This is a genomic window from Vibrio sp. DNB22_10_4 (assembly GCF_052879755.1).
In genome coordinates this window covers 1-15,420 of record NZ_JBNNXW010000021.1, presented here as the reverse complement: position 1 = coordinate 15,420, position 15,420 = coordinate 1, and the positions used below count along the sequence as shown (strand labels likewise).

Sequence of the window (15,420 nt, the reverse complement as noted above, 5' to 3'; positions counted from 1 at the left end):
TCTCCTTAAAGTGCTTCGTTAAGAACAAGGGCAAGCAATGCTTCACGAGCGTACACACCGTTTTCTGCTTGTTGGAAGTAATACGCGTAAGGCGTTTTATCAACGTCTACGGTGATTTCATCCACACGAGGCAGTGGGTGTAGGACTTTAAGATTGTCGCGTGCATCTTTCAGTGTCTCTGCAGACAGGATATACGCCGACTTAATGTGCGCGTACTCAGATTCGTCAAAACGCTCTTTCTGTACACGTGTCATGTAAAGGACATCAAGTTCAGGTACAACGCTGTCGATGTCTGTGTGCAGGCTAAATTGAATGCCGGCTTCTTCTAGCTCTTCACAGATGTAATCTGGCATCGCTAGCGCCTCTGGTGCGATGAAGAAGAAGCGTACGTTATCGAATTTCGCCAGCGCTTGGGTCAATGAGTGAACCGTGCGGCCGTATTTTAGGTCGCCCACAAATGCAACGTTGATATCATCTAAACGACCTTGCGTCTCATAAATAGAGTACAGGTCAAGCAGGGTTTGTGTTGGGTGCTGGTTTGCACCGTCTCCAGCATTGATAACCGGCACGCCGTTAGAGAACTCAGAAGCTAGACGCGCTGCGCCTTCTTGTGGATGGCGCATGACGAAGGCATCAACGTATGAAGAGATGACCTGTACAGAGTCTGCCAGTGTCTCGCCTTTTTTCGCCAGCGAAGTGTTACCGCCACTGTCAAAGCCAATCACATCACCGCCGATGCGTTGGATAGCCGTTTCGAAAGAAAGTCGGGTACGTGTCGATGGCTCGAAGAAGCAGCTTGCCACGACTTTATTCTTGATTAACTCAGGTTGAGGGTTGGATTTTAGATGACCCGCGGTTTTCACAATGAGTTCTAGCTCCTCACGTGACAGTTCCGGAATCGAGATAATGTGCTTTTGATAGAGCGTATTCGCCATGTTTATCTTCCCTATAGTTACAACCAGACCAGATACTTTCTCTAAGTGAATTAGAGATTAACGACCATAAAAAAGCCCCCCATATTGGGAGGCTTAGAATTCGATAGGAAATAATAACGGTGCGTGATAAGCAAATTGCTTATCGAGAGTGTGTAGTGATGTCAAACTCGCTTGCGCCATTAATCGTTCCCCAGACAAATTGCCGAGAATTATACGCCCAAAATTTGCGAGCGCAAGCGATTACATCAAACATTTAGCGTCAATTATTGCCAACTTTGTTAGCTGCCTAAAGTGGCCACCATGACCGCTTTGATAGTATGCATACGGTTCTCAGCTTCATCAAAAACGATTGAATATTCAGACTCAAACACATCATTGGTCACTTCAAGGCCGTTGAGTCCATATTTATCCGCAATTTCTTTGCCTATAGTCGTCTGGTCATCGTGGAAAGCGGGCAAACAGTGCATAAATTTCACGTTTTTATTCCCTGTTGCTTCGATCATCGCCATATTAACTTGATAAGGTTTCATTAGAGCGATTCGCTCTTCCCATGCCTCGGCAGATTCGCCCATCGATACCCAAACGTCGGTATATAGGAAGTCACAATCTTTAACGCCGGCTTGTACATCCTCAGTTAGGGCGATGGTCGCGCCCGTTGTGTGCGCAATGGTCTGACATTCATCGACTAAGCTCTGTTCTGGCCAAAATGCTTTTGGTGCCACCAAGCGAATGTCCATTCCCATTTTGGCTGCGCCTACCATAAGTGAATTGCCCATGTTATTGCGCGCGTCACCTAAGTAAGCAAACTTGATTTGGTGCAGCTGTTTGCCTTTGCCGTGCTCAAGCATGGTTAGGAAGTCAGCTAGGATTTGAGTTGGGTGGAACTCATCGGTCAGACCGTTCCATACAGGAACGCCGGCATGTGCACCTAATTCCTCGACAATCGCCTGACCAAAGCCGCGATACTCAATGCCATCGTACATACGGCCTAACACACGCGCTGTATCTTTCATCGATTCCTTGTGACCAATTTGCGAGCCAGAAGGGCCGATATAAGAAACTTGTGCACCTTGATCAAAGGCTGCTACCTCAAAAGCACATCGGGTACGGGTCGATGCTTTTTCGAAGATAAGCGCAATGTTTTTGCCAACCAAGTTTTTCTGTTCTGTGCCAGCGTATTTTGCCGATTTGAGCTCTTTGGACATATCGAGCAAAAACTGAATTTCTTTTGGTGTGAAGTCGAGAAGCTTGAGAAAGTTCCTGTTCCGTAAGTTGTAAGCCATGGTCCGTACCTCTGTGTTAGTTGTTGATTCTATTTATACATACAAATTCTTATTTTGTGAATAATTATTTTGTTTGGGCGCAAAAAAAGCCCCTTATTTGGGGCTTTTGTAAATAGTTATGTTTAAATGCCATCACGTTCTATTGGACAACTCATACAGCGAGCACCGCCACGACCACGACCAAGTTCGTTGCCTGGAATGGTCAACACTTGAATGCCGGCTTTGTCGTATTTCTCATTGGTGTAAACGTTGCGTTCATAGCCAATGACAACGCCAGGTTTAACTGTCAGCACATTGTTGGCGTCGTTCCATTGCTCTCGCTCGGCTTCGTAGTTATCGCCGCCGGTGGTTATGATCTTAAGCTGATCGACATCCAGTGCGCTTTCGAGTGCTTTGAGATAGTTTGGTAGCTTCTCAACTTGCATTTGACCGTTATTCGATGGGGTTAAACGCCAAGTATCGAGCTTGTCATTGATGATTTCTGGATAGACTGAGAAGGTGTCGACATCCATGTGGGTCATGACTGTATCTAGGTGCATGCATGAGCGATGCTTAGGTAGGTCGATGGCAATGACTTGGCTTGCTTGCCCTGATTTGAACAAACTGGCTGCCAAATTTTCCACCCCTTGCGGTGTAGTACGCTCAGAGATACCGATCAGCACCGCCCCTTTACCAATGACGAGTACGTCTCCGCCTTCAATGTTGGCGTTGTCGTAATGGAGGTCTTCATCACCAAAGTATTTGATGAAATCTTGTCCTGCAAACGTAGGATGCCAGCGGTAGATAGCTCGAAGGTGATTGGTTTCGCGTTGACGAGCCGCCTTCATCATCGGGTTTAACGAGACGCCACCATACACCCAGCAAGAGGTATCACGAGTGAAGAGATGGTTTGGTAAAGGCTCGATGACAAAGTCGAGCGGCCTGCTCATCTTTTGCAATATCGAAGGTGTTTTGATTGGCAGCTCAGAGTAGGCAAGTCCACCAAGCAGCACAGTCGCTAAATGCTCGTTGTCCATTTGCGCTAAATATTGACGCAGCTCGCTGGCAAAAATAGGTCCGTAGCGAAAATCAGAGATTTGCGTATCGAGTAGCCAGGTTCTGGCATCGTCTACTGCGAGGGTTTCTACTAGCAAGTCATGAAGCAACAAAACCTCGACGTCTTGGCTGCGCAATGTGCTTGCAAAAGCATCGTGCTCTTCGCCGGCCGCTTCAACTGCCAGTACGTCATCGAACAATAGCTCATGACAGTTAGATGGGGTGAGGTGGGTTAGGGCTCTTTCTGGACGGTTTAGCAAAACGCGTCGTAATTGACCGACTTCCGAGCCGACATACAACTTACTCATTACGATTCCTTTCAGCTTGATCTGCCGCTATTTATGACAAGCTTGTTATCAAGATGCAAGTTTAATAACCAGTAAATATCACTGGTAACCGATTTCTTTGCAGTTAAATTGATTGATTGATGGTTTCAATGCAGACAAAGATGGTGGTTTTTTGGCTATTTACATGGGAGGATGAATGCTTGGATATGCAGTGTTTTATGCTCACCCCTCCTCAATACTCATGTTTTTCATTTGAATAAAAAACCATTTTGCGATGGGTTTATGATTGATTAATGAATAAAACAAAAAGCTGGGCAGTGTTTGACGCTCTGGCGGATATGCATGCTTTATCTATAAATTTTCGGCTATTTAAGCTGAGCTCTGCGCCCACAATCAATACACCTAAAAAGAGGGAAGTCTTCGGTCATGAAAATGTTAAATTTATGTATATGTGATCTTGATCATACTTTGTCACCGATGCGATTTCGAAAAATAGTCAGCAAAGATCTCGTTTTGATCTTTCGATCTCCGGCGACTTCTCGTATTATTCATGCCGTTAACCTATTTATAGCTGGAGCACTTTATGTCTCAACAAGATGAGTATATGTCCGTTGAAGAACTGATCGAATTTCAAAAGGAAGAAACTCGCGATATCATTCAAGCGCTAATTGAAGATGGAAGTGATCCAGAAGCTCTTTACGAGATCGAGCACCACCTGTTCGCAGAAGACTTTGATCGTCTAGAGAAAGCCGTTGTTGAAGCGTTCAAGATGGGCTTCGAGGTTTTAGAAGCAGAAGAAACGGAAGACGAAGATGGCAATAAGCTACTTTGTTGTGATGCGACAATGGAATCAACACTAAACGCTGAGCAAATTGATGCTCAGGTTGAAAAGCTGGTTCAATTGGCAGAGAAATACGACATCATCTACGATGGCTGGGGTACGTATTACGAGGGCGAAGATGCGCTTTACCCTGAAGAGGATGATGAAGACGAATAAGTCTTGATGAAAAGGTCAGCTGCGCTGACCTTTTTTGATCTTGCTATCTTTCCAAATTCGATTTGATTATACTTCGCCTAACATGATCTAGGTCAATATAATCAATGAAGATGAATCTCGCCGGTCTTTGGCAACTCTCCCCCCTTACCGATCTCTCCATCCCTCAAGATGATCTGACGTTTCCTGGCGCACTGAGCCAAGTACTCCCTGAAAGCTTATCGGAGCAAGCGATTCGTGACCAAGAGTGGCACTTAATGCACGACTTTGAACTCACAGATGCTGAGTTGGCGAACCCAGCGGTAGATCTGGTCATTGGTGGTGTTGATTACTATGCAGAAGTGCGAATAAACGGACGTGCAGTCATTGATTGTGATGGCAGTGAGACGACTTATCGCAAAGAGATCCGAGCCCATCTTCAACAAGGCCCAAATCGAGTCGAGATCCTATTTCTTGAGTATGATGAAGATGACCTGCTAATGGAGACGGACAGCGCACCAACATGTTCACTTGTCCAAGAAAAGCCTCGCGGCGAAGATCGCATGGGCGTTTGGCAAATACCTTATTTGCAGTTCATACCTCACGTACGTCTTGAGCATGTGGCTATGGAGCAGATCTGGCACCACGGTGGCGGCTGTGAATTCAAAGTCGACTTATATTATCAAACGTTTCGTGCAGGCCTTGTCTCGGCATCGGTTAAGTTTGATGGTATGACCTACTTTTTGCCGATAGACGTTCGCGCTAATCAGGCATCCGCGCTGTTTCAGATAGAAGCACCTAAATACGCAGACCCAGAACACCCAAATAAAGATGATCTTTACAACCTAGTAGTAGAGCTCGATGGCCAAAAGCAAGAGTTTGACGTCGCACTAAGCCAACAAATCTGCGTCACCCATGTTGCGTTATAGCTTGAAATTGAGGCGATGCGACGAAGGAGCGAGCCTGTGATTCCTCCCCTTAATAAGGGGAGGCTAGGAGGGGTTATCTCTTGATCTTAAAACTAAAGCAACTGCTTCAACCGATACAACTCTTCCAACGCCTGACGCGGCGTTAAATCATCCGGATTAATCTGCGCCAACGCTTCTTCCACTTCACTAGGTTCAGGGATCAAACTCAACTGATTGGCAATATCCACCTGCTGCGATTCTGCACGCGCGGGATTCTGACCAATCTGCTCAAGTTGTGTCAGCTTCTGGCGCGCGTTTTTAATCACCGCCTTTGGCACGCCCGCAAGACCCGCAACCGCAAGGCCGTAAGATTTGCTAGCAGCGCCTTCTTGTACCGCATGCATAAAGGCAATCGAGTCACCATGCTCAACCGCATCCAAATGGACATTAGCAAGGTTCGGTAACTGATTTGGCATCTCTGTTAGCTCAAAATAGTGCGTTGCAAATAGAGTCATCGCGCCAACCTTGGTTGCCAGCCACTCAGCACTTGCCCAAGCGAGCGACAGGCCATCGTAGGTACTGGTGCCGCGACCAATCTCATCCATGAGCACTAAGCTATTTTGAGTAGCATTGTGCAAAATATTGGCGGTTTCTGTCATCTCAACCATGAAGGTCGAGCGGCCAGAGGCAAGATCATCAGAGGCGCCAATACGAGTAAAGATACGATCCAATGAACCGATTTCAGCCGATTCCGCAGGCACATAGCAGCCGATGTGTGCCATTAGCGCGATGAGTGCGGTTTGGCGCATATAGGTTGATTTACCACCCATGTTTGGACCGGTAACGATCAGCATCTTACGTTCTGGGTTGAGCGCTATTGGATTGGCAATAAACGGTTCATCCATTACTTGCTCGACCACTGGGTGACGGCCTGACTGAATCTGAATGCCCGCTTTTTCGGTTAAGGTTGGTCGGCAATAATCTAGACTTTCTGCTCGCTCAGCTAAGTTTTGCAGTACATCGAGCTGCGACAAAGCGGACGCTAGGTTTTGGAGCTGTTCTAGACTTGGCAATAGCAAATCAAACAGCTCTTCCCAGAGTTTCTTCTCTATGGCGAGCGCTTTTGATTTTGAGTTCAATACCTTATCTTCGTGCTCTTTAAGCTCTGGGATAATGTAGCGCTCGGCATTTTTCAACGTTTGACGACGAACGTAGTGCGGCGGCACAAGGTGGCTTTGACCACGGCTTACTTGGATATAAAAACCGTGGACATTGTTGTAGCCTACCTTAAGGGTGTCGATGCCGTGACGGTCACGCTCATCGTGTTCAAGCTTGTCTAAGTATGCGGTTGCGCCGTTGGCAAGATCGCGCCACTCGTCTAGCTCTGCATTGTAGCCATCGGCAATCACACCGCCATCTCGAATCACAACAGGTGGGTTGTCTTTGATGGCGCGCTCAAGCAGATCGGCCATTGCGTCCATCGGCGCAGAGAATTCAGCGAGCTGCTTGAGGTATGGGTGAACGACGGTCTCTAGGCTCAGCGCCAATTCAGGCAATTGCTGCAGTGCGCTGCGAAGACGTGCCATGTCACGCGGTCTTGCGGAGCGCAGTGCCAGTCTCGCTAAGATGCGTTCAATATCGCCGATCTGTTTGAGCGTTGGCGCTAGCTCTGCGTAAAGGGCGTCTTGCTTTATCTCGGAGATCGCATCTAGGCGGTAGTTCAGCGTTTTTTGGCAGCGCATTGGCTGGTGGATCCAGCGCTTAAGCATACGACTACCCATGGCCGTTGCAGTATGATCGAGCACTTCAGCGAGCGTATTGTCATGACCGCCAGAGAGGTTTTGCGTGAGCTCTAGATTGCGTCTTGTTGCGGCGTCTAGGATCACGGATTGATCTTGGCTGTCTAACGTCAGCGATCGAATGTGAGGCAGAGCGGTTCTTTGGGTGTCTTTGACGTACTGGATCAAACAGCCAGCAGCACAAAGCCCAAGTTCACACTGCTCTACACCAAAGCCGACAAGATCTTTGGTGCCAAATTGTTGGTTCAGCTGCTGTCTTGCGGTATCGATTTCAAATTCCCATACCGGGCGGCGGCGGTTGCCATTGCGATTGGCCATAATGTCCACCGGTTCAAAGTCTTCCGGGAACAAAAGCTCTTTTGGCGCCGTGCGTTGCAGTTCGGCCAGCATCGCTTCTTCACTACGAGGTTCACAAAGTTGAAAACGACCAGAGGTAATGTCTAGAGTGGCATAGCCAAATTTACCGTTTTGGTGGTAGATTGCGGCAATCAGGTTATCGAGTCGTTCTGATAGTAGAGCTTCGTCAGAGACGGTACCCGGTGTCACGATACGAACAACTCGTCTCTCTACCGGCCCTTTGCTGGTCGCTGGATCGCCTACCTGTTCGCAAATCGCTACCGATTCACCAAGCTGCACCAGTTTGGCAAGATAACCTTCGACAGCATGAAAAGGGACACCCGCCATTGGAATGGGTTCACCCGCGGAGGCACCACGTTTGGTTAGCGAGATATCAAGCAGTTGCGATGCGCGCTTGGCGTCATCGTAAAACAGCTCGTAAAAGTCGCCCATTCGATAAAACAGCAAAATATCTGGGTTTTCGGCTTTTAGCTTCAGATACTGCTGCATCATTGGTGTGTGTTTTTGTTCCGCTTTCACTGTCACTTCTTTGCTACTGGTTTTCGTTGCCGCCTAGGATACGTCAAAGCAGCGAGGGCGAAAAGGGCAGAGTCTTCAATGATGCTCGTTAACATGATGCCACATCACAGTTAGCCTCAGTTTGAGGCGAGGAGTAGGGGAAATGCAAAACCTAACTGAGTTAAGTACACAATTGGGTCAGCTATTACAACAAGGCGACCAGATACTAGTTACAGCCGAGTCATGCACAGGCGGTGGCGTTGCCACTGCTATCACGGATATTGCGGGTAGCTCGACTTGGTTTGATCGTGCGTTTATTACCTACAGTAACGATGCCAAAATGGAAATGCTTGGTGTGCGTTCAAAAACGCTCGGTCAATTTGGCGCGGTCAGTGAGGCCGTGGTTGTGGAAATGGCGCTAGGCGCACTGCGTCACTCGAATGGCACACTGAGTGTAGCCATTAGTGGAATCGCGGGTCCTGGTGGGGGCAGCGAAGATAAACCTGTGGGCACTGTTTGTTTTGCTTGGGCATCGTCATTAGGTTGGCAAAAAGTAGAGACGTGTTTGTTTGCCGGCGATCGCTCTGAGGTTCGCACGAAAGCGGTTTGCCATGCCTTAACAACCTTGCTTGAGCATATGACCGACGAAGAGCCATTTAGCTAGTCACACCAAGTGTTTATATTAATCTTGGTTTTTGCTAAACGTATGGAATTTAAAAGACTCTTTTGGAACTCACATCAAGGTCACAAAAAAATCTTCATACAGGTATGGACACTGTATGAATCAACAGTATAATAAAACACATCTTGCAGCGTATTGAACACGCTGCTCACCTGATTAAAACAGCTCAAGCATGTAAGTTGCCTAAAGCGTATATCCGTAAAGGATAGTTGTGGAGAAAGTAATGGACGAGAATAAACAGAAGGCGTTAGCCGCTGCATTAGGTCAGATTGAAAAGCAATTTGGTAAAGGCTCAATTATGCGCCTTGGTGATAACCGTACCATGGACGTTGAAACCATTTCAACCGGCTCACTTTCTCTTGATATCGCGCTGGGCGCTGGTGGTCTGCCAATGGGTCGTATCGTTGAGATCTACGGCCCAGAGTCATCAGGTAAAACAACGCTTACTCTTGAGTGTATTGCAGCTGCTCAAAAAGCAGGTAAAACCTGTGCGTTTATCGATGCTGAGCACGCGTTAGACCCTGTTTATGCGAAGAAGCTAGGTGTTGATATCGACGCACTACTAGTGTCTCAGCCAGATACAGGTGAACAAGCACTTGAAATCTGTGACGCACTGGCACGTTCTGGCGCGATTGACGTAATGGTTATCGACTCGGTTGCAGCACTGACACCAAAAGCGGAAATCGAAGGTGAGATGGGCGATAGCCACATGGGTCTGCAAGCTCGTATGCTTTCTCAAGCGATGCGTAAGCTTACAGGTAACCTAAAGCAGTCTAACTGTATGTGTATCTTCATTAACCAAATTCGTATGAAGATTGGTGTTATGTTCGGTAACCCAGAAACGACTACGGGTGGTAACGCACTTAAATTCTACGCGTCTGTTCGTCTTGATATCCGCCGTACTGGCTCTATCAAAGAAGGCGACGAAGTGGTGGGTAACGAAACTCGCATTAAAGTGGTTAAGAACAAGATCGCAGCGCCATTTAAGCAAGCGGAAACGCAAATTCTATACGGTCAAGGCTTCAACCGTTACGGCGAACTGGTTGACCTAGGCGTTAAGCACAAGTTGGTTGAGAAAGCGGGCGCTTGGTACAGCTACAATGGCGACAAGATTGGCCAAGGTAAAGCAAACGCGTGTAAGTTCCTTCGTGAGAACCCAGAAGCGGCGCAAGCGATTGATAGCAAGCTGCGTGAACTGCTTTTAACACCTGCACTTCCTGAAGAAGCGGAAACTGGTGAAGCGCCGGCAGAAGAGCTATAAATCTTCATCTGAATTAAACAAAGCCCTGCACTGCGGGGCTTTGTTGTATCTGTTTTCCCTACCAAACCACTAGTCTATATGTATCAACGAAAGCCACCGACGCTGTCAGCTAACGAGACCGCTATTCAATTGCTTAGTCGTCGTGATCATGGTGAGTATGAGCTGTATCAAAAGCTTAGCTTCAAAGGTTATGAAGAGTCAGAGATCGAGGCTGCGATTGAATTGTGTAAGTCTTATCGTTACCTCGATGATCTGCGCTTTGCGAAAAGCCAAGCGCGTCAACATATCTATAAAGGTCATGGCGAGCGCCGTATTCGTCAGGAGCTGAATCAAAAACGTGTCGCAGAGTCTGTGGTCAATGAGGCCATGATGGAAGAACAAGTCGATTGGTTTGAGCTGGCTAAAACCACGGCCGAAAAAAAGTTCCGTCACGGAAAAGCGAGCGATCCTAAAGAGTACGCCAAGCAAGTGCGATTTTTACAGTACAGAGGCTTCTCTTTTGAGCAGATAAACTACGCGCTGGACTCACTAGAAACTGAATAAATGCCATGCGGGAGTGCCTGCAACTGCTTGTCCTCACTTGAATAAAGTGTCATTTCCTTACCTTTAATGCCTTTTTTACCAGAAGACTAGGCGAATCCTTACTCATGGGGTTACAATATGTCCCCAAAATCTAACTCGAATTATTTCAGGAAGAGCTGCATGTACATGAGCACAGACGAGGTTCGCAACGCGTTCCTTAAGTTCTTTGAGAGCAAAGGGCACCAAATCGTAGACAGTTCATCGTTGGTTCCACACGATGACCCAACTCTGCTTTTCACTAACGCCGGTATGAACCAGTTTAAAGACTGTTTCCTTGGCCTAGAGAAGCGTAACTACACTCGTGCCACTACGGCCCAGCGTTGTGTTCGCGCTGGTGGTAAGCACAACGACCTTGAGAACGTTGGCTTCACTGCTCGTCACCACACTTTCTTTGAGATGCTGGGTAACTTCAGCTTTGGTGATTACTTCAAAGAAGATGCCATCAGCTTTGCTTGGGAATTCCTAACTGAGACGCTAAAACTGCCTAAAGATCGCCTGCTGGTTACGGTTTATGAAACTGACGACGAAGCATTCGAGATTTGGAACAAGCAAGTTGGTGTTCCTGCAGACCGTATTATTCGCATTGGCGACAAAAAAGGCGGTAAGCCATACGAGTCAGACAACTTCTGGCAGATGGGTGACACTGGCCCTTGTGGTCCATGTACAGAAATTTTCTACGATCACGGTGAGCATATTTGGGGCGGTCGTCCTGGTACGCCGGAAGAAGACGGTGACCGTTTCATCGAGATCTGGAACAACGTATTTATGCAGTTCAACCGTCACGCCGACGGTACTATGGAACCGCTACCAAAACCATCGGTAGATACGGGTATGGGTATCGAGCGTATCTCTGCAATCATGCAGGGCGTTCACTCAAACTACGAAATCGATGTGTTCCAAACGCTAATCAAAGCAGCAGCAGAAGTGATCGGCTACGAAGACCTTTCTAACCAATCACTGCGCGTGATTGCCGACCACATTCGTTCGTGTTCATTCCTAATCGTTGACGGCGTAATGCCATCAAACGAAGGCCGTGGCTACGTGCTTCGTCGTATTATCCGTCGTGCAGTTCGTCACGGTAACAAGCTTGGCGCACAAGGTGCCTTCTTCTACAAACTGGTTGGCACCCTAGCATCAGTAATGGGTACGGCAGGTGAGGAGCTTAAGAAGCAACAAGCAGTTGTGGAAAAAATACTGCGTATCGAAGAAGAGAACTTCGGTCGTACTCTTGAACGTGGTATGACAATCTTGACGGAAGCGCTTGATAATCTTGGTGACGAGAAAGTGCTAGACGGCGAAACCGTATTCAAACTTTATGATACCTACGGCTTCCCAGCTGACCTGACCAACGATGTAGCTCGTGAACGTGAGTTTGCTATCGACGAAGAAGGGTTTGAGAAGGCGATGGAAGCTCAGCGTCAACGTGCGCGTGAAGCTGGCCAATTTGGCACAGACTACAACGCTGCGATCAAAGTTGATACCGACACTGAGTTCTGTGGCTACACAGGCACCGAAGGCAACAGCACAGTGGCGGCAATGTTTGTTGAAGGCAATGAAGTGGAAGCACTGTCTGCTGGCGACAAAGCGATTGTTGTTCTTGAACAGACGCCGTTCTACGCAGAGTCTGGTGGTCAATGTGGTGATGCTGGCGTACTGAAAACATCAGCGGGTCTATTTAAAGTAGAAGACACTCAAAAGCTAGGTAACGCGATTGCACACCACGGTGAGCTGGTTGAAGGCGTACTTGCTAAGGGCGATGAAGTAGCCGCGACTGTAGATGCAGAGCGCCGCGCAGCTATCTCGCTAAACCACTCAGCAACGCACTTGTTACACGCAGCACTGCGTCAGGTTCTGGGCGAGCACGTGACACAGAAAGGCTCACTAGTGAAGCCTGACAATCTACGTTTTGACTTCTCTCACCTTGAAGCGATGACCAAAGCGGAAATCAAACAAGTTGAGCGCCTGGTAAACGCACAGATCCGTACTAACCACGTGATCGAAACCAACGTTATGGACATTGAGTCTGCGAAAGCAAAAGGCGCGATGGCTCTGTTTGGTGAAAAGTACGACGATGAAGTTCGCGTTCTGTCTATGGGCGAGTTCTCAACAGAGCTTTGTGGTGGTATCCACGCAAGCAACACTGGTGATATTGGTCTATTCAAGATCACTTCTGAAGGTGGTATCGCTGCGGGTATCCGTCGTATTGAAGCGGTAACAGGTGAAGTAGCTCTGGATGCGCTAGAAGCGACAGCGGCACAGTACGAAGCAAAACTTGGCGATGCGGCAAGCAAAGCGAAATCTCTAGAAAAGGAGATTGCTCAGCTTAAAGATAAGCTAGCAGCGGTAGAAAGTGCCAACATCATGGGTAAAGTCGAAGAGATCGGCGGTACTAAAGTACTGGTTGCTGCACTTGAAGGTGCGGATAGCAAAAACCTACGTACTATGATGGACAACGCTAAAAACCAAATGGGCAGCGGTATTGCGTTCATTGCAAACGTTGCTGATGGCAAGATTGGTTTGATTGCAGGTGTGACCAAAGACCTAACTGGCAAAGTGAAAGCGGGCGATCTTGTTAAGATGGTGGCTGAGCAAGTAGGCGGTAAAGGCGGCGGTCGCCCTGATATGGCGCAAGCTGGCGGCACCGATGTCGATGCACTGCCAGAAGCACTGCAGTCTATTCGTGGTTGGTTAGAAGAACGTCTATAACGCTCTGAACCAACAATGAAAATGCCCAATCAATGTAAGTTGATTGGGCATTGTTGCTTTAGGTCACTACTTATTCAGTGTATCAATTGCATACTATAAAGCGGCACATAAATTTAATAGGCGAGGTAAATAGCGTCGCCTATCTATAAGGAGCGACCTTGATGGTCGCAGTTTCAAAATCTGACAACTCACGTTGTCTTGGGAAGGTGAAGACTGGTGAAAAGACCACTAATCGTACAAAAGTTCGGTGGAACTTCTGTTGGCTCTGTTGAACGTATTGGTAACGTTGCAGAGCAAGTAATTCGTGCAAAACAAACAGGCAAACAGGTCGTTGTCGTTGTCTCTGCAATGTCAGGGGAAACCAATCGTTTGGTGGAACTGGCGAAACAGGTCGATAGCGTACCGAACGCGCGCGAACTCGATGTGCTTCTAGCGGCCGGAGAGCAAGTCTCAATGGCATTGCTTTCTATGGCTTTAAACAAGCTAGGGCATGCCGCAGTATCGCTGACTGGAGCACAAGCGCAAATTACTACCAATAGTCGCCACAACAATGCCACGATTAGTCACGTCGACACCTCTGTTATTGACCAGTATCTAGACCAAGACAAAGTCGTCATCGTTGCCGGCTTCCAGGGCGTTAATGAATCTGGCGATATCACCACGCTTGGACGCGGTGGCTCTGACACCACCGCAGTGACCTTAGCTGGTGTGCTCAATGCCGAAGAATGCCAGATTTATACTGATGTAGATGGTGTTTACAGCTGTGACCCACGGGTCGTCACCAATGCGGTAAAGTGGCCAGAAATTGATTTTCCTACTATGCACGAAATGGCGCGCAAAGGAGCGAAAGTATTGCACCTCCCTTGCGTGAGTTACGCTTGGCAACATCAGGTGCCGCTGCGTGTGTTATCAAGCTTTGAGTCAGGACAGGGCACTTTGGTGGTCGGCGAACAAGCGAAAGCCCAGGTTCAAGGCGTTGCATTGAGAAAGCAGATGCGCCTGCTCAAAATTGCTAAGTCTCATGTCGATGTGGTCGACAAACAGAAAGAAATGCTCGGTGTGGATGAAGCCGAATGGCTGCACGATGAGCACTTTAGTCAGCTTTTGCTCAAGTCAGATTGTTCCGACAAGCTTAAATTGGTGATTGAAAATAAACTCGTTGCGGAACAAGACGTCGCGTTAATTACTATGATTGGCGTCGAGGCCATAGCGCAAGCGTCACAATATCAACAACTTCTCAACCATTCAGACATATCTGTTCTACACTTTTGTGAGGATAAACACTCAATTACATTGGTAATAGAGCCTGAAGCTATCGACAAAGCGGCAGTCGTACTGCATGATAACACCATTATCACCAGTGGCACCGTAGTGGAAGACGTGAAACAGGTACATTTGGGGTAAATACTTTTCATAAGAGAGTTTACGAAAATATAACTTTTGTTGGATAATAAGTTTCGTAGCAAGATAATTAGAGACTACTCAAGGAGCTAAGAATGCTGATTTTGACTCGCCGTGTTGGTGAAACGTTGATGATTGGTGATGAAGTCACTGTTACTGTATTGGGTGTAAAAGGCAACCAAGTTCGCATCGGTGTGAATGCTCCGAAAGAAGTATCCGTGCATCGTGAAGAGATCTACATGCGCATTCAAGCGGAAAAGGGAAATGGTAACGTTGCACCTGGCAACTACTAATTCTAACCGAAAGGGCTGGCATATTGCTGGCCTTTTTGTTGCGTGAAATTCGCCATTAACTAGTGGCACAAAGGTGAATTTTGCTTAGGAAAGCTACGATTAAATGGTGGTTTGGTTAAATTGCCAACGCTTAGTCTGTTTTTTCCTATTTTTGCCAAGAAAATGTTTGACTTATTTTTGGTAAATCGTAATATGTGCCTCCGCAAGACGGTGAGGTGGCCGAGAGGCTGAAGGCGCTCCCCTGCTAAGGGAGTATACGGTTTATAGCCGTATCGAGGGTTCGAATCCCTCCCTCACCGCCATTCTTGCACTGTGTTGTATGACACTGTTCTTATTGAACATATTGCGCGCTCGTAGCTCAGCTGGATAGAGTACCTGGCTACGAACCAGGCGGTCGAAGGTTCGAATCCTTCCGAGCGC

At 47.5% G+C, this 15,420-nt stretch carries 12 protein-coding genes and 2 tRNA genes; 10 read left to right on the top strand and 4 right to left on the bottom strand.

Annotated features, from left to right (window positions below):
- Window positions 1-5: 5 nt before the first annotated feature.
- The 3 genes from pyrB to arcA all read right to left on the bottom strand — a co-directional run bounded on the left by pyrB (window position 6) and on the right by arcA (window position 3,561).
- On the bottom strand, window positions 6-935 hold the full coding sequence (pyrB, locus tag ACVA6Q_RS23220) for an aspartate carbamoyltransferase (RefSeq protein WP_353497193.1): 930 nt from the start codon (window positions 933-935) through the stop codon (window positions 6-8).
- 278 nt (window positions 936-1,213) lie between these two features.
- Window positions 1,214-2,218 (bottom strand): ornithine carbamoyltransferase, encoded by a 1,005-nt coding sequence (gene argF, locus ACVA6Q_RS23215; protein ID WP_446649068.1) that lies wholly within the window; start codon window positions 2,216-2,218, stop codon window positions 1,214-1,216.
- Between the two features lie 122 nt (window positions 2,219-2,340).
- Complete coding sequence (gene arcA / locus ACVA6Q_RS23210; protein WP_353497191.1) at window positions 2,341-3,561, bottom strand: arginine deiminase; 1,221 nt, start codon at window positions 3,559-3,561, stop codon at window positions 2,341-2,343.
- Between the two features lie 562 nt (window positions 3,562-4,123).
- Here arcA and rraB point away from each other — a divergent pair.
- Together rraB and ACVA6Q_RS23200 are read left to right on the top strand one after the other, a co-directional pair.
- Entirely contained in the window at window positions 4,124-4,537 is a 414-nt protein-coding gene (rraB, locus tag ACVA6Q_RS23205) for a ribonuclease E inhibitor RraB (protein ID WP_112463127.1), read from the top strand.
- Window positions 4,538-4,641: 104 nt separating this feature from the next.
- Window positions 4,642-5,442 (top strand): glycosyl hydrolase 2 galactose-binding domain-containing protein, encoded by an 801-nt coding sequence (locus ACVA6Q_RS23200; protein ID WP_446649067.1) that lies wholly within the window; start codon window positions 4,642-4,644, stop codon window positions 5,440-5,442.
- A 92-nt stretch (window positions 5,443-5,534) separates the two neighbouring features.
- Here ACVA6Q_RS23200 and mutS read toward each other — a convergent pair whose 3' ends face one another.
- A complete protein-coding gene (gene mutS, locus ACVA6Q_RS23195; RefSeq protein ID WP_446649066.1) occupies window positions 5,535-8,096 on the bottom strand; it encodes a DNA mismatch repair protein MutS in 2,562 nt (853 codons plus the stop codon).
- Window positions 8,097-8,238: 142 nt separating this feature from the next.
- On the opposite strand from mutS, the gene pncC reads away from it, so the two are divergent.
- From pncC to ACVA6Q_RS23155, 8 genes are all read left to right on the top strand, one after another.
- The gene (pncC, locus tag ACVA6Q_RS23190; RefSeq protein WP_353497188.1) at window positions 8,239-8,739 is read left to right on the top strand and encodes a nicotinamide-nucleotide amidase; all 501 of its coding nucleotides are present in this window, start codon (window positions 8,239-8,241) and stop codon (window positions 8,737-8,739) included.
- Window positions 8,740-8,980: 241 nt separating this feature from the next.
- A complete protein-coding gene (recA, locus tag ACVA6Q_RS23185; RefSeq protein WP_353497187.1) occupies window positions 8,981-10,018 on the top strand; it encodes a recombinase RecA in 1,038 nt (345 codons plus the stop codon).
- Window positions 10,019-10,096: 78 nt separating this feature from the next.
- On the top strand, window positions 10,097-10,561 hold the full coding sequence (gene recX / locus ACVA6Q_RS23180) for a recombination regulator RecX (protein WP_446649065.1): 465 nt from the start codon (window positions 10,097-10,099) through the stop codon (window positions 10,559-10,561).
- Between the two features lie 159 nt (window positions 10,562-10,720).
- On the top strand, window positions 10,721-13,306 hold the full coding sequence (gene alaS, locus ACVA6Q_RS23175; protein ID WP_418641943.1) for an alanine--tRNA ligase: 2,586 nt from the start codon (window positions 10,721-10,723) through the stop codon (window positions 13,304-13,306).
- 216 nt (window positions 13,307-13,522) lie between these two features.
- Window positions 13,523-14,710 carry an aspartate kinase gene (locus ACVA6Q_RS23170; RefSeq protein ID WP_446649064.1) on the top strand — a complete coding sequence of 396 codons (1,188 nt, stop codon included), beginning with the start codon at window positions 13,523-13,525 and terminating at the stop codon, window positions 14,708-14,710.
- Between the two features lie 92 nt (window positions 14,711-14,802).
- Window positions 14,803-15,000 (top strand): carbon storage regulator CsrA, encoded by a 198-nt coding sequence (gene csrA, locus ACVA6Q_RS23165; RefSeq protein ID WP_009847619.1) that lies wholly within the window; start codon window positions 14,803-14,805, stop codon window positions 14,998-15,000.
- Window positions 15,001-15,209: 209 nt separating this feature from the next.
- A tRNA-Ser gene (locus ACVA6Q_RS23160) sits at window positions 15,210-15,302 on the top strand.
- Between the two features lie 45 nt (window positions 15,303-15,347).
- Window positions 15,348-15,420, top strand: a tRNA-Arg gene (locus ACVA6Q_RS23155).

Excerpts from the sequence above, each read along its gene's own strand:
- ACVA6Q_RS23200 (WP_446649067.1), top strand. The coding sequence starts at position 4,642 with ATGAAGATGAATCTCGCCGGTCTTTGGCAACTCTCCCCCCTTACCGAT.
- recA (WP_353497187.1), top strand. The coding sequence starts at position 8,981 with ATGGACGAGAATAAACAGAAGGCGTTAGCCGCTGCATTAGGTCAGATT.
- pyrB (WP_353497193.1), bottom strand. The coding sequence starts at position 935 with ATGGCGAATACGCTCTATCAAAAGCACATTATCTCGATTCCGGAACTG.
- rraB (WP_112463127.1), top strand. The coding sequence starts at position 4,124 with ATGTCTCAACAAGATGAGTATATGTCCGTTGAAGAACTGATCGAATTT.
- recX (WP_446649065.1), top strand. The coding sequence starts at position 10,097 with ATGTATCAACGAAAGCCACCGACGCTGTCAGCTAACGAGACCGCTATT.
- alaS (WP_418641943.1), top strand. The coding sequence starts at position 10,721 with ATGTACATGAGCACAGACGAGGTTCGCAACGCGTTCCTTAAGTTCTTT.
- arcA (WP_353497191.1), bottom strand. The coding sequence starts at position 3,561 with ATGAGTAAGTTGTATGTCGGCTCGGAAGTCGGTCAATTACGACGCGTT.
- argF (WP_446649068.1), bottom strand. The coding sequence starts at position 2,218 with ATGGCTTACAACTTACGGAACAGGAACTTTCTCAAGCTTCTCGACTTC.
- csrA (WP_009847619.1), top strand. The coding sequence starts at position 14,803 with ATGCTGATTTTGACTCGCCGTGTTGGTGAAACGTTGATGATTGGTGAT.
- pncC (WP_353497188.1), top strand. The coding sequence starts at position 8,239 with ATGCAAAACCTAACTGAGTTAAGTACACAATTGGGTCAGCTATTACAA.